This window comes from Arthrobacter sp. 01N442, from assembly GCF_056399345.1.
This window is the reverse complement of sequence record NZ_JBFTRD010000002.1, coordinates 272,357-284,740: the sequence shown is the minus strand read 5'-3', so window position 1 is coordinate 284,740 and position 12,384 is coordinate 272,357. Positions and strand designations below refer to the sequence as shown.

Annotated in this window: 13 protein-coding genes; 7 read left to right on the top strand and 6 right to left on the bottom strand. The window is 69.1% G+C overall.

The window, feature by feature from the left end; genetic code table 11:
- Positions 1-35 precede the first annotated feature (35 nt).
- Positions 36-785 (top strand): 3-hydroxybutyrate dehydrogenase, encoded by a 750-nt coding sequence (locus AC1DNC_RS03725; protein WP_175322546.1) that lies wholly within the window; start codon positions 36-38, stop codon positions 783-785.
- Positions 786-910: 125 nt separating this feature from the next.
- A complete protein-coding gene (locus AC1DNC_RS03720) occupies positions 911-1,543 on the top strand; it encodes a flavin reductase family protein (RefSeq protein WP_476861211.1) in 633 nt (210 codons plus the stop codon).
- Positions 1,544-1,602: 59 nt separating this feature from the next.
- On the opposite strand, the gene AC1DNC_RS03715 is transcribed toward AC1DNC_RS03720, so the two are convergent.
- From AC1DNC_RS03715 to AC1DNC_RS03705, 3 genes are all read right to left on the bottom strand, one after another.
- Complete coding sequence (locus AC1DNC_RS03715) at positions 1,603-1,881, bottom strand: hypothetical protein (RefSeq protein ID WP_476861210.1); 279 nt, start codon at positions 1,879-1,881, stop codon at positions 1,603-1,605.
- A gap of 156 nt (positions 1,882-2,037) precedes the next feature.
- Positions 2,038-2,484 carry a hypothetical protein gene (locus AC1DNC_RS03710; RefSeq protein WP_476861209.1) on the bottom strand — a complete coding sequence of 149 codons (447 nt, stop codon included), beginning with the start codon at positions 2,482-2,484 and terminating at the stop codon, positions 2,038-2,040.
- A gap of 5 nt (positions 2,485-2,489) precedes the next feature.
- Positions 2,490-2,828, bottom strand: a complete 339-nt coding sequence (locus AC1DNC_RS03705; protein WP_476861208.1) for a hypothetical protein — start codon at positions 2,826-2,828, stop codon at positions 2,490-2,492.
- Positions 2,829-3,030: 202 nt separating this feature from the next.
- Between AC1DNC_RS03705 and AC1DNC_RS03700 the strand changes: the two genes are divergently transcribed.
- The 4 genes from AC1DNC_RS03700 (at position 3,031) to AC1DNC_RS03685 (ending at position 7,917) form a co-directional block, all read left to right on the top strand.
- Positions 3,031-3,939: an IclR family transcriptional regulator gene (locus tag AC1DNC_RS03700; protein ID WP_476861207.1), complete on the top strand. Its 909-nt coding sequence runs from the start codon at positions 3,031-3,033 to the stop codon at positions 3,937-3,939.
- Between the two features lie 166 nt (positions 3,940-4,105).
- Complete coding sequence (locus tag AC1DNC_RS03695) at positions 4,106-5,803, top strand: urocanate hydratase (protein WP_476861206.1); 1,698 nt, start codon at positions 4,106-4,108, stop codon at positions 5,801-5,803.
- A 119-nt stretch (positions 5,804-5,922) separates the two neighbouring features.
- Complete coding sequence (gene hutH / locus AC1DNC_RS03690; RefSeq protein WP_476861205.1) at positions 5,923-7,515, top strand: histidine ammonia-lyase; 1,593 nt, start codon at positions 5,923-5,925, stop codon at positions 7,513-7,515.
- A 165-nt stretch (positions 7,516-7,680) separates the two neighbouring features.
- Positions 7,681-7,917 carry a hypothetical protein gene (locus tag AC1DNC_RS03685; protein WP_476861204.1) on the top strand — a complete coding sequence of 79 codons (237 nt, stop codon included), beginning with the start codon at positions 7,681-7,683 and terminating at the stop codon, positions 7,915-7,917.
- A 67-nt stretch (positions 7,918-7,984) separates the two neighbouring features.
- Here AC1DNC_RS03685 and AC1DNC_RS03680 read toward each other — a convergent pair whose 3' ends face one another.
- On the bottom strand, positions 7,985-8,221 hold the full coding sequence (locus tag AC1DNC_RS03680; protein ID WP_476861203.1) for a hypothetical protein: 237 nt from the start codon (positions 8,219-8,221) through the stop codon (positions 7,985-7,987).
- Positions 8,222-8,409: 188 nt separating this feature from the next.
- Here AC1DNC_RS03680 and AC1DNC_RS03675 point away from each other — a divergent pair, with 188 nt between their 5' ends.
- Complete coding sequence (locus AC1DNC_RS03675; protein WP_476861202.1) at positions 8,410-9,714, top strand: cation:proton antiporter domain-containing protein; 1,305 nt, start codon at positions 8,410-8,412, stop codon at positions 9,712-9,714.
- Between the two features lie 64 nt (positions 9,715-9,778).
- On the opposite strand, the gene hutG is transcribed toward AC1DNC_RS03675, so the two are convergent.
- Complete coding sequence (hutG, locus tag AC1DNC_RS03670; protein ID WP_476861201.1) at positions 9,779-10,750, bottom strand: formimidoylglutamase; 972 nt, start codon at positions 10,748-10,750, stop codon at positions 9,779-9,781.
- Positions 10,751-10,928: 178 nt separating this feature from the next.
- Positions 10,929-12,371, bottom strand: a complete 1,443-nt coding sequence (locus AC1DNC_RS03665) for an NCS2 family permease (RefSeq protein ID WP_476861200.1) — start codon at positions 12,369-12,371, stop codon at positions 10,929-10,931.
- Positions 12,372-12,384 lie beyond the last annotated feature (13 nt).

Genomic DNA, 12,384 nt, shown 5'->3' with positions numbered 1-12,384 from the left:
GATCACCGTGAATTTCTGAACTGGAGGGCTGGGAAATGGAAAATACGCTCAACGGCCGCAAGGCACTGGTCACCGGCGGTGCGGGCGGGATCGGCGCAGCCAGCGTCCGCGCCCTCGCCGCGCGGGGTGCGAAGGTGGTGGTTGCCGACGTCGACGAAGCCGCCGCCACCGCCCTGGCCGACGAGGTCGGGGGCACCGCGTGGGCGGTGAACCTACTCGACGTCGAAGCGCTGCAGACGCTCAGCCTGGATTGCGACATTCTGGTCAATAACGCCGGGATCCAGCGGATCAGCCCGATCGAGGACTTTGATCCGGCAGATTTCCGGCGCATTGTCACGCTCATGCTGGAGGCCCCGTTCCTGCTGATCCGGGCCGCGCTGCCGCACATGTACGCCAACGGCTTCGGCCGGATCATCAACCTGTCCTCGGTTCACGGGCTCCGCGCCTCGCCGTTCAAGAGCGCCTACGTCTCCGCCAAGCACGGCCTGGAAGGGCTGAGCAAGGTGACGGCGCTGGAGGGCGGTGCCCACGGTGTCACGTCCAACTGCATCAACCCCGGCTATGTCCGTACCCCGCTGGTCGAATCGCAGATTGCGGACCAGGCCAAGGTGCACGGCATCCCGGAGTCCGAGGTGCTGGCGAAGATCATGCTCACCGAGGCGGCTGTGAAGCGCCTTGTCGAGCCCGAGGAGGTGGCCTCGCTGGTGGCGTGGCTCGCCTCGAACGACGCCGGCATGGTCACCGGCGCCAGCTACACCATGGACGGCGGCTGGTCCGCCCGCTAGGCCGCCGGCCCGCCTGCTGACGACTGACCGTCAGACCACTGACCCGCCCCGGACTCGACTGTCCGGGGCGGGTCAGTCGTTAGCGCCGCCGGGAGGCCGCCCGAGCGTGCCACTAGGCTGGGGGCATGCGCAAGGATTTCAGCCCCGCCGAATTGCCCTCCGCAGAGTTTTATCGGCTGCTGACCGCCGTCGTCGTCCCCCGTCCCATTGCCTGGGTGTCCAGCACTTCCGCCGACGGGGTGGACAACCTCGCCCCGCATTCCTTCTTCACAGTCGCGTCGGTGACCCCGCCGATCATCCAGTTCACCTCCGTGGGCCGGAAGGACACGTTGCGGAACATCTCGGAGCGGGGCGAATTTGTGGTCAATCTTGCGCCAGCCGATTTCCTCTCCGAGGTCAACGCCACCGGCACCAATTTCCCGCCGGACGTCAGCGAGTTCGACGCCGCCCACGTCACCCGGGAGGCCGGACTGACGGTCAGCGTGCCGCGGGTGGCGGAGTCGCCGGCGGCCCTGGAGTGCCGGCTGCATTCCGTGCTGGAGATCGGCGACTGCGTCCTGGTGTTCGGCGAAGTCACCCACGCCGCAATCTCTGCCGAGGTCCTGGAGGGCAGCCACCCGCGGGTTGACCTGCTGGGGCCGCTGGCCCGGCTCGGCCGGGACGAGTGGGGGCATCTGGGGCCGGTTCAGGAGCTCGGCCGGATCCGGAGGTCCGACTGGCCGGGCGACTTCCGGCCGAGGGACGAACGGGAGGCATGAGCCGCGCCGGGGCTCGGGCCGGCGTTCCGGCGCCTGTTGCCGGCCGTCCGAACCCGGATCTATTCGGGGTGCCGTACGTTCCGGTGGTCGAAGAACATCAGCGTCCCGGCGGGCGTTCCCGGGATGCGCAGCCCGACGAACGGGGCCCGGATGACTTCGACCGTCCCCTCCCGCCGCCCGTTGAACGGGTCGTCGCCCACCACAAGCTGGCCGATCCGGAACGGGACGCGTCCCTCGTAGATGCGATGTGCGGCCTGCCGCAAAACCCGGGCAATTCGGTGCGCCGGCTGCCGGTGCGCGGGCTGTGCGCCGATGGGTTGTGCTGGAGAAATGCGCATCGGGCTGCTCCTTGCCTGCGAATCCTTGCCTACGAACGACGATTATTCGCGGGGGACCGGAACGCGGTGGACGGCCTCCCCAGCCTTACCGTCTTCGTTCCGGCGCCCCCGTCCGCCCACTCTACGAACTCATCCCACTAGCAACACGAGTAACACTTACCCCATCCTCGCCGGGAACCACTTGGATGGCTGGCGGGGATACCCGGTCAGCGGCTGCCCGGCTGAACCCGTCCGGCTGCGCCGGACGTGGCCGCGGAGGTTTCGCCAGTGGACTGCCACCGCCAGCGCAATCAGCGGGACGTGGATTGCCGGGAGGTTGTGGGCAAACCACTTCGGCAAGTAGATGTCCGTGACGGAGCCGGTGCTGTCTCCCAGCCGTTGAGCCACCGCAGTCAGAGGGCAATGGAAGCCGTTGCCCGCAAAGACCGCGGTTTCTGCGAAGACCACGGCCCCGGCGGCGGCCGCCCTCCGGTCCGAGCGACCCCGGAGGCCGGAGTAGAGGACGTAGACCATGGCCGCCTCGATCGTGAACCACGCCAGGGTATGGACCGCCTTGACCGCTTTCAGGCCCGCCCCCTGAAGGTTCGGACGCCGGGTATCCACGCCCCTCACCCGGTCTGCTGCACGGCGAGGACGACGATGGCTGCGTTGATGCCCAGCCCGATCAGCCACCACAGGTTGAAGGTGAGCACCAGCAGGGCGGCCGAGATCCCTGCACCGGCTACGGTTACCGGCACCCACCATGGCGCCGCCACCAAGAGTCCCAGGCCGGCCAGCCCTAGCACCGCGGCGGCGGCGAGGGCCAGCCCAACAGCCAGCCGGCGCACCTCCCCGGCAAAGGGGGACCGGCCGACGTCGAACGGTGCCTTCGCGTCCGGCCGCGGCAGCCAGATCGCGAGGTGCACCAGGCCGTGGGCGATCAAGAAGAGTCCTGCGATCCAGCGCACGGCGGTCCTCCTGGTGTTCCGACGGCTTCATTCAGCGAAACACCGCCGCTACGGCCGGGCTAGGGGCGGAAGTCCCGCGCGGCACTTGGCATTAATGTCTGGTATTCCAGACATCGGGCACTGACGGGCGGCCCCGGACCCCGAACGCCGGGCGCATGCTTAAGTACGGGATACCGGACACCCCCGACACGAAGAGGAACACATGCCAGCCGCCAGCACCATCACCCCGCCCGCGGGAGCCAGCCCTGCCGTCCCGCAGGCGGCTCCGGCCGCCGCCGCCAAGCCCGTCTCCGCCAAGCCCGCCGCCGCCAAACCGGCAGCCGGCAGGCCGGCCTCCAAGGTGCCGGCGGCGGAGAACACGCTGCGCATCCTGAAACTGCTGGCGTCCAAGCGCGGGCCCATGGCGGCGTCGAACATTGCCACTTCGCTTGGCCTGCCGCGCTCCAGCGTCTACCACCTGCTCGGCGTCATGGAAGCGAACGGCTTTGTGCTGCACCTGCATGAGGAGCAGCGCTACGGGCTCGGCATCAGCGCCTTCGAGCTCAGCTCCGCCTATTCCCGCCAGGAACCGCTGTCCCGGCTCGGCCGGCCGATGCTCGCCACGCTCGTGGACGTGATCGGCGAGAGCGCCCACCTGGCCGTGCTGCACGGCCGGGACGTGCTCTACATCGTCGAGGAGCGGGCCAAGAACCGCCCCTCGCTCGTGACCGACGTCGGCGTCCGGCTGCCCAGCCACCTCACGGCGAGTGGCCGGGCGATCCTGGCCGCACTGCCGAAGTCCCAGGTCCGGGCCCTCTACCCGAACGCCGCGGCTTTCAGCGCCCGGCATGAGACTGAGTCGCCGATCACCAAGTACTCCACGCTCTCTGCGCACCTGGACCAGGTCCGGCAGCGCGGTTACGCCACCGAACACGGCGAGGTGACGCCGGGCTTCGGCTCGATCGCGGCCGCCGTCACGGACCACGCGGGCTGGCCGACGGCCGCCGTCGCCGTGACATTCCTGGAGGACAAACTGCCCGCGGACCAGTGGCCGGTGCTGGCCGCGAGGGTCAAGAAGGTCGCCGACGATCTCTCGGTCCGGATCTACGGACGCCCCAGCCCAACTAGCTAGCAATAGTTGTCGTTTTGGGGCTCCAAAGCGACAACTATTGCCAGTCAGTTGGGTCTGGCATCCCGGACAGTGCCCTCCAAAACCCTCTGTATCCGGGGCTCCGGACAGGCTTTAGTTGATACAGAACCTCTTCCCGCGAACCATCCAAGACAACGAAGGAGCCACCATGGCACCCGCCGATTTCACCACCGGTGCCCGCCCGGTCAAAGCAGCCCGCGGCACCGAGCTCACCGCCAAGAGCTGGCAGACCGAAGCCCCGCTGCGCATGCTGATGAACAATCTGGATCCCGAGGTCGCCGAACGCCCGGACGACCTGGTGGTCTACGGCGGCACCGGCCGCGCCGTCCGGTCCTGGGCCGCGTTTGACGCCATCACCCGCACCCTGGAAACCATGGAAAAGGACGAAACCCTGCTGGTCCAGTCCGGCAAGCCGGTGGGCGTCTTCCGCACCAACGAGTGGGCGCCGCGCGTGCTGCTGGCCAACTCCAACCTCGTCGGTGACTGGGCCAACTGGCCCGAATTCCGCCGGCTCGAGGCCGAGGGCCTGATGATGTACGGCCAGATGACCGCCGGGTCCTGGATCTACATCGGCACCCAGGGCATCCTGCAGGGCACCTTCGAGACCTTCGCCGCGATCGCCCGCAAGCTCACCGGGGACGAGAACGGCACCCTCGCCGGCACCCTGACCCTCACCGGCGGCTGCGGCGGCATGGGCGGCGCTCAGCCGCTCGCCGTGACCCTCAACGACGGCGCCTGCCTGATCGTCGACGTCGACGAGACCCGGCTGCGCCGCCGCGCCGGCAAGCGCTACCTCGACGAGGTCGAGACCGACCTCGACGCCGCCATCGCCAAGGTCCTGAAGGCCAAGGAGGAGCGCCGCGGCTGGTCCGTGGGCTACGTCGGCAACGCCGCCGAGGTCTTCCCGGAGATCCTCCGCCGCCACAACGCCGGCGAGCTCACCGTGGACATCGTCACGGACCAGACCTCCGCCCACGACCCCCTGAGCTACCTGCCGGAGGGCATCACGGTGCAGGAATGGCACCGCGAAGCCGAGGCCGACCCGGAAGGCTTCACCAAGAAGGCCCAGGCCTCGATGGCCAAGCACGTCCAGGCCATGGTCGAGTTCCAGGACGCGGGCGCCGAGGTCTTCGACTACGGCAACTCCATCCGCGACGAGGCCCGCAAGGGCGGTTACGAGCGCGCCTTCGAGTTCCCCGGCTTCGTCCCGGCGTACATCCGGCCGCTGTTCTGCGAGGGCCTGGGCCCGTTCCGCTGGGTGGCCCTGTCCGGTGACCCGGAGGACATCGCGGTCACGGATGCGGCCATCAAGGAGCTTTTCCCGGAGAACAAGCACCTGCACCGCTGGATCGACGCCGCCGCCGAGCGCGTCGAATTCGAGGGCCTGCCGGCGCGGATCTGCTGGCTGGGCTACGGCGAACGCGCCAAGGCCGGCCTGCTGTTCAACCAGCTCGTCAAGGAGGGCAAGGTCAAGGCGCCCATCGTGATCGGCCGCGACCACCTCGACTCCGGCTCCGTCGCCTCCCCGTACCGCGAGACCGAGGCGATGGCCGACGGCTCCGACGCGATCGCCGACTGGCCGCTGCTCAACGCCCTGCTCAACACCGCCTCCGGCGCCACCTGGGTCTCCCTGCACCACGGCGGCGGCGTCGGCATCGGCCGCTCCATCCACGCCGGCCAGGTCTCGGTCGCGGACGGCACGGACCTCGCGGCGCAGAAGCTCGAACGCCTGCTCACCAACGACCCCGGCATGGGCGTCATCCGCCACGCCGACGCCGGCTACGAACGCGCCGTCGAGGTCGCCAAGGAACGCGGCGTCCGCATCCCCATGACGGAAACCCGCTAGCCAAGACCCCGAAATCCCCGTCGATTGCTCCGTAAACGCCGTTTTGAGCCCTGAAAAGGGCCGTTACGGAGCAATCGACGGGGGAGCCCGGCTCAGACCCCAGATTTAGGAACACCGCAATGACTCTCACCACCCACTCGCCGCTCACCGTCACCCTCGGCTCCAGCGGCGTCACCCCGGAGGACGTCGTCGCCGTCGCCCGCCACGACGCCCAGGTGACCATCGCCCAGGACGCCCTCGACGCCGTCGCGAAGGTCCGCGCCCACATCGACGGCCTCGCGCACAGCGAGACCCCCGCCTACGGCATCTCCACCGGCTTCGGCGCCCTGGCCAACCGGCACATCCCGACCGAACTGCGCACCCAGCTGCAGAAGTCGCTGATCCGCAGCCACGCCGCCGGCATGGGCCCGGCTGTGGAACGCGAAGTGGTCCGCGGCATCATGTTCCTGCGCGCCAAGACCCTCGCCTCCGGCCGCACGGGCGTGCGGCCCGTGGTGCTGCAGACCATGGTGGACGTGCTGAACGCCGGCATCACCCCGGTGGTCCGCGAGTTCGGTTCGCTCGGCTGCTCGGGCGATCTCGCCCCGCTCTCCCACGTGGCCCTGGTGCTGATGGGCGAAGGCGAAGCCACCGGCCCCGACGGCACGCTGTACGGCGCGAAGGGCACCCGGCCGGTCGCGGAACTCCTCGCGGCGCACGGGATTGAACCCGTCACGCTGGCGGAGAAGGAGGGCCTGGCCCTCGTCAACGGCACCGAAGGCATGCTGGGCATGCTGCTGATGGCCATCGCGGACATCCGGCAGCTGCTCACGACGGCGGACATCACCGCCGCGCTCAGCGTCGAGGCCCTGCTCGGCACGGACCAGGTGTTCCTGCCCGAACTGCACGCCGCGCTACGGCCGCACCCGGGCCAGGCCGCCTCCGCGGACAACATGCTGCGCGTGCTGTCCAACTCCCCGATCGTGGCCTCGCACCGGATCAACGACACCAAGGTCCAGGACGCCTACTCGCTGCGCTGCGCGCCCCAAGTGGCCGGTGCTGTGCGCGACACCGTGGATCACGCCGCGCTGGTCGCTTCCCGCGAACTCGCCGCAGCAATCGACAATCCGGTGGTACTGCCGGACGGCCGGGTCAGCTCCAACGGCAACTTCCACGGCGCCCCGGTGGCCTACGTGCTGGACTTCCTGGCCATCGCGGTCGCGGACCTTGCCTCCATCGCCGAGCGCCGGACCGACCGGATGCTGGACCCGGCCCGCTCGCATGGGCTGCCGGCATTCCTCGCCTCGGACCCCGGGGTCGACTCGGGCCTCATGATCGCCCAGTACACCCAGGCCGGGCTCGTCTCGGACAACAAGCGGCTGGCCGTCCCGGCGTCGGTGGACTCGATCCCGAGCTCGGCGATGCAGGAAGACCACGTTTCGATGGGCTGGCACGCGGCCCGGAAGCTGCGCCGCGCGGTGGAGAACCTGCGCAGGGTCCTAGCGATCGAGCTCGTGACCTCGGCCCGGGCGCTGGATATCCGCACGCAGCTCTCCGGCGGTGAACTGACGCCGGGGCCCGCGGGCACGGCAGTGATCGCCGCACTGCGCGAGGTCGTACAGGGGCCGGGCACCGACCGGTTCCTCTCGCCGGAGCTGGAAGCGGCGGACGTGCTCGTGGCTTCCGGCAAGGTGCGTGCGGCCGCCGAATCCGCCGTCGGAAATCTGGCCTGACGGCAAAGAAAATACGCGGCGGCCGGGCATTTTCCGGCGTCCCCGAAATGTTCGGCAACACGGCCCTCGGGGGCGCCGGAAGTGTAGTAGAAATATGAGATAGCCCACACCAATGACGTTGTGGAGCAAAGCTAAAAAGACGAACCTACAAAGGGGTAGAAGTTCATGAAATCACGCGGGACGGTCATGTCCAGGCGCACGGCGTTCGCAGCCACGGTCTCCGACTGGAGCAGCCTCAAGGCGGGGGACCGGGTGGAAATCCTCAAGCATGCACAACTGCTGACTGCCGGCGAGGTGGAGGAAGTGTCGTCCAGCGGGAACGTGCTCTGGCTGGTGCCGGGCACTCCGTCGGAAGCGCAACTGTTCCTGAAGTCCGACGGCGTGCAGGTGCGTCGGAGCTAGGCGTACGGAAAAGGGCCGGTGAGGATGAATTCCTCACCGGCCCTTCGCCTGTTCGCGGCACGCGCGCCTACGCGGCGACGTCCTCGTGGGTCTCGCCGAACGGCACGGTCTCATCGAGCGCCACGGTGTAGGCGCCCGGCTCGTGGCGGGTGACCCGGATCCCGCAGCGTCGGTCCTGGATGGCCGAGGCGATGAGGGTGTTGACGGCGTTTTCGAGGCCATGGTGGACCTCGTGCGCGCTGGCAAACGAGAGCTTGATGGACGTGGCGTCAGAGGCCTGCGTCCGCATGGTGTGTGTGTTCATTAGTCGGTCTTTCCTAGAATCCGGCCGGTTGGCCGCCCTCTATTCTAGTCTGTCCGGCGTGGCGTCCCGGTCCGGAGCCGATAGTGTGCAGGTGGCGGTATATCTTTTAGGCGAGGGGCGCCGTTCTGTTGGAACGGCGCCCCGACCCATTCCGGGCCTGCACCCGGCTGTGGCAGGAGGGCGTGCGCATGTTCGAAGCTTCCAGTGTTGCCTTCGTCGCGGCCGGAATCGCCGTGTTCATCGCGGCGGTGCTGCCCAAGCTGCTGCGCAATGCGCCCCTCTCGATGCCGATGGTGTTCCTTGGCGCAGGCATCCTGGCGTTCACGCTGATGCCGGCCCTGCCGAACCCGGATCCCCTGCAGCACGGGGAGTTCGTAACCCACCTGACCGAAGTCTGCGTCATCATCTCGCTGATGGGCGCCGGACTGGCCCTCGACAGGCCGATAGGGCGCCGGCGGTGGTCGACGACGTGGCGGATGCTGGGCCTGGCCATGCCGTTGTGCATCATCGGGCTGACCCTGCTGGGGCTCTGGTTCCTGGGGTTGGGCCTGGGGGCAGCACTCCTGGTCGCGGCCGCCCTGGCCCCGACCGACCCCGTCCTGGCCTCCGAAGTGCAGGTGGGGGAGCCCGCGGACGAGGAAGGGGAGACCGAACGTGAGGACGAGATCCGCTTCGGGCTGACCTCCGAAGCCGGCTTGAACGACGGGCTGGCGTTCCCCTTTGTGTACCTGGCCATCGCCATCAGCTTCGTCGGCGCCTCCCCGTCCGGCTGGCTGGGCCACTGGCTGGCCGTGGACGTGCTCTGGCGGATCGGCATCGGCGTGCTGCTGGGCCTTGGGACGGGCAAGCTGCTGGGACGGCTCTTCTTCACGGCCCGGCATGAGAGTGTCCGGCTATCCAACCACTCCGAGGGCTTCGTGGCGCTGGCAGCCACCTTCCTGGCCTACGGCGTCACGCAGATGATCGACGGTTACGGCTTTGTCGCCGTGTTCGTTTGCGCCGTCACCATCCGGGCCGCGGAACGCACCCACGGATTCCACCGGGTCATGCACTCCTACGTGGAGCAGCTCGAGCGGCTGCTGACCGTGGTGATCCTGGTCCTGCTGGGCGGCGCCATCGCACGTGGCCTGCTGGCCGGAATCGGCTGGGCCGAGGTGCTCGTGGCGCTGGCCTTCCTGCTGCTGGTCAGGCCGCTGGCCGGCTGGCTCGGGCTGGCCCGCGGCAAGACCGGCCCGCGGGAACGCATCGCCATCTCCTTCTTCGGCATCCGCGGCATCGGCTCGCTCTACTACCTCGGCTTCGCCCTCGGCCACGGCAACTTCGGCGCGCAGGCGCAGGAGCTTTGGGCGTTCGTGGGACTGGTCGTGGCGATGTCGATCGTGGTGCACGGTGCGACGACGGCGCCGGTGATGAACCGGCTGGACCGGCTGCGTGCGCGCCGGGCGGTGGAACGGCACGGCGACGAGGGCCAGGCTCCGCATACGCCCATCTGAGGCCCGGAGCCGGGACGCGGCGCGCCCGCCGGTCCTGTCGCGTCGGGCGGTCGCGGCGCGGCCGCTACCGCAGCAGCGTGTTGATCAGCCGTGCGGCGACCCTGGCGGTGCTGCCGTCGACGTCGAACTCGGGGTTCAGTTCCGCGACGTCCAGGTGCAGCAGCTTCCCGCTCGCGGCGACCTGCCGGCAGACGGCGCTGATCACCGGCAGCGGGACGCCGTAGGCGGCCGGGGCGCTCACGCCGGGCGCCACCGACGCCGGCAGCACGTCCAGGTCGATGGTCAGGTACACCGCGTCCACCTGCGCGAGGAACGCCGCCACGAAGGCCTGCGCGGCGTCTGCGGAGCAGTCCTCGTCCAGCAGGTAGTCCACGCCGAGCTCCGCCGCGGTGCGGAACAGTGCCGGGGTGTTGTTCGGCTCGGAAATTCCGACGACGGCGTACGCCAGTTCCCGTCCCGCGGCGGCCTCCGCCCGGGCCATCTGCAGGAACGGGGTGCCGGAGCTTGGCACGGGCTCGTCGCGGAGGTCGAAGTGGGCATCCAGGTTCAAGACGCCGACGCGGAGTCCCTCACGGACGGCGGCGGACCCGGCCACGCCCAGGTAGCTGGCGAAGGCGGTCTCGTGGCCGCCGCCGAGGACCACCGGCAGGGCGCCGGCGTCGAGCAGTCCGGTGATGGCGAGCCCGGCCCGCGCCTGCCCGGCCTCGAGCGCGTCCCCGGTGACGGTGACGTCGCCGGCGTCGTGGACGTCCCGGTCCAGGTGGAAGGCGAGCGGGCCGAGGGCCGCGCGGATGGCCGCCGGGGCCGCCGCTGCCCCGGCCCGGCCCTTGTTGCGACGCACGCCGGCGTCGCTGCCGAAACCGAGGATGACGGCGGGCCGCACCCCGGCGGCGCCGGCTGGCTGTGACTGCTTCGCCGGGTGCGCAGCGTGGGGCGTTACGGCCTGCCACCAGCGGCGGTGCTCGGCGCCGTCGCCGTCAAACCTGCCGGTCCAGGGCTGCGGCGGGACATCAACGGTGCGGGCGGAAGAAGGCATGCCCCAAGCTCACCGCAGCCGGGCCCCGAAAACCAGCAGCGCCGCCGTCGGGGTGTCCGAAATCCCGGAAACTCGGATAAGCCCCGCTTAAACGACCGCGAGATGACAGTTCACCGCAGTGTTTTAGAGAAACACTGCCGCGAACTGTCATCTCGGCGGAGGGGACGGTGCGGAGTCCCTAGTGGATGCCGAGGGCGGCCTCGATCGGGCCGATCCCGAAGAAGAGCAGGAACGCTGCGGCCACGGCCCACATCAGCGGGTGGACTTCGCGGGCACGGCCCTGGACCAGGCGGATCAGCACGAAGGAGATGAAGCCGGCGCCGAGGCCGTTGGCGATCGAGTAGGTGAACGGCATCAGCGTGAAGGTCAGGAACGCCGGGATCGCGATGCCCCAGTCCTGCCAGTCGATCTTGCCGACCTGGGAGACCATCATGAAGCCGACGACGACGAGCGCCGGAGCCACGGCCTCGAACGGCACCAGGTTGATCAGCGGGGTGAAGAACATGGCGACGAGGAACAGCAGGCCGGTGACGATCGAGGCCAGGCCCGTGCGGGCGCCTTCGCCGATGCCCGCGCCGGATTCGACGTAGATCTGGTTGGAGGAGACGGACGCGCCGCCGCCCACGATCGCGCCCAGGGCGTCAATCTGCAGCACGCGGTCCACGTTCGGGATGTTGCCGTCCTTGTCGATGGTGCCGGCCTCGGTGGCCAGGCCCACCATGGTGCCCATGGCATCGAAGAAGATGCTCAGCAGGATCACGAACGCCAGCAGGGTCGCGGCGACGACGCCGAGGTGCTCAAAGGCGCCGAACGGGTTGGCCTTGCCGATCAGGGACAGGTCCGGGGCGGCCCACTCGGTGAACTTCGGCGCAACGAGGGACCAGCCCTGCGGGTTGAAGTTCTTGCCGTCGAAGCTGGGCCCGATGTGCAGGGTGAATTCCAGGATCACGGACAGGATGGTGGAGGTGATGATGCCGATCAGGATGGCGCCCTTGACCTTGCGCACCACGAGGGCGATGGTCAGGACCAGGCCGATCACGAACACCAGAGTGGGCCAGCCGAGGAGCTTGCCGTCGAAGCCGAGGCCCACCGGGACGGTGGTTCCCGCGACGTCCGGGATGCGGCGGACGAAGCCGGCGTTGACCAGGCCGATCAGGGCGATGAAGAGGCCGATGCCGACGACGATCGCGGTCTTCAGGCCCTCCGGGACGGCCTTGAACACGGCGGTCCGGAATCCGGTCAGCACCAGGATCAGCATGGTGACGCCGGAGAGGACCACCAGGCCCATCATGTCCGGCCAGGTCAGGCCGGGGTTGGTGGCGACGGTGACGGCCACGAAGGCGTTCACGCCGAGACCGGTGGCCAGCGCGAAGGGATGCTTGGCCCAGGCGCCCATCAGGATGGTCAGGATGCCGGCTACGAAGGCGGTCACCGCGGCAACGGCCGGGAAGCCAAGCGTTCCGCCGGACGAGTCCGGGCCGGAGAGGATCAGGGGGTTCAGCACCACGATGTAGCTCATGGCGAAGAACGTGGCGAACCCGCCACGGATCTCGCGCGAGAAGTTCGACCCCCGCTCGGAAATCTTGAAATACCGGTCGAGTGCAGAGCCCTGCTTAAGCATTGGTCCTCCGGGA

Excerpts from the sequence above, each read along its gene's own strand:
- AC1DNC_RS03725 (WP_175322546.1), top strand. The coding sequence starts at position 36 with ATGGAAAATACGCTCAACGGCCGCAAGGCACTGGTCACCGGCGGTGCG.
- AC1DNC_RS03720 (WP_476861211.1), top strand. The coding sequence starts at position 911 with ATGCGCAAGGATTTCAGCCCCGCCGAATTGCCCTCCGCAGAGTTTTAT.
- AC1DNC_RS03715 (WP_476861210.1), bottom strand. The coding sequence starts at position 1,881 with ATGCGCATTTCTCCAGCACAACCCATCGGCGCACAGCCCGCGCACCGG.
- AC1DNC_RS03700 (WP_476861207.1), top strand. The coding sequence starts at position 3,031 with ATGCCAGCCGCCAGCACCATCACCCCGCCCGCGGGAGCCAGCCCTGCC.
- AC1DNC_RS03695 (WP_476861206.1), top strand. The coding sequence starts at position 4,106 with ATGGCACCCGCCGATTTCACCACCGGTGCCCGCCCGGTCAAAGCAGCC.
- hutH (WP_476861205.1), top strand. The coding sequence starts at position 5,923 with ATGACTCTCACCACCCACTCGCCGCTCACCGTCACCCTCGGCTCCAGC.
- AC1DNC_RS03685 (WP_476861204.1), top strand. The coding sequence starts at position 7,681 with ATGAAATCACGCGGGACGGTCATGTCCAGGCGCACGGCGTTCGCAGCC.
- AC1DNC_RS03680 (WP_476861203.1), bottom strand. The coding sequence starts at position 8,221 with ATGAACACACACACCATGCGGACGCAGGCCTCTGACGCCACGTCCATC.
- AC1DNC_RS03675 (WP_476861202.1), top strand. The coding sequence starts at position 8,410 with ATGTTCGAAGCTTCCAGTGTTGCCTTCGTCGCGGCCGGAATCGCCGTG.
- hutG (WP_476861201.1), bottom strand. The coding sequence starts at position 10,750 with ATGCCTTCTTCCGCCCGCACCGTTGATGTCCCGCCGCAGCCCTGGACC.
- AC1DNC_RS03665 (WP_476861200.1), bottom strand. The coding sequence starts at position 12,371 with ATGCTTAAGCAGGGCTCTGCACTCGACCGGTATTTCAAGATTTCCGAG.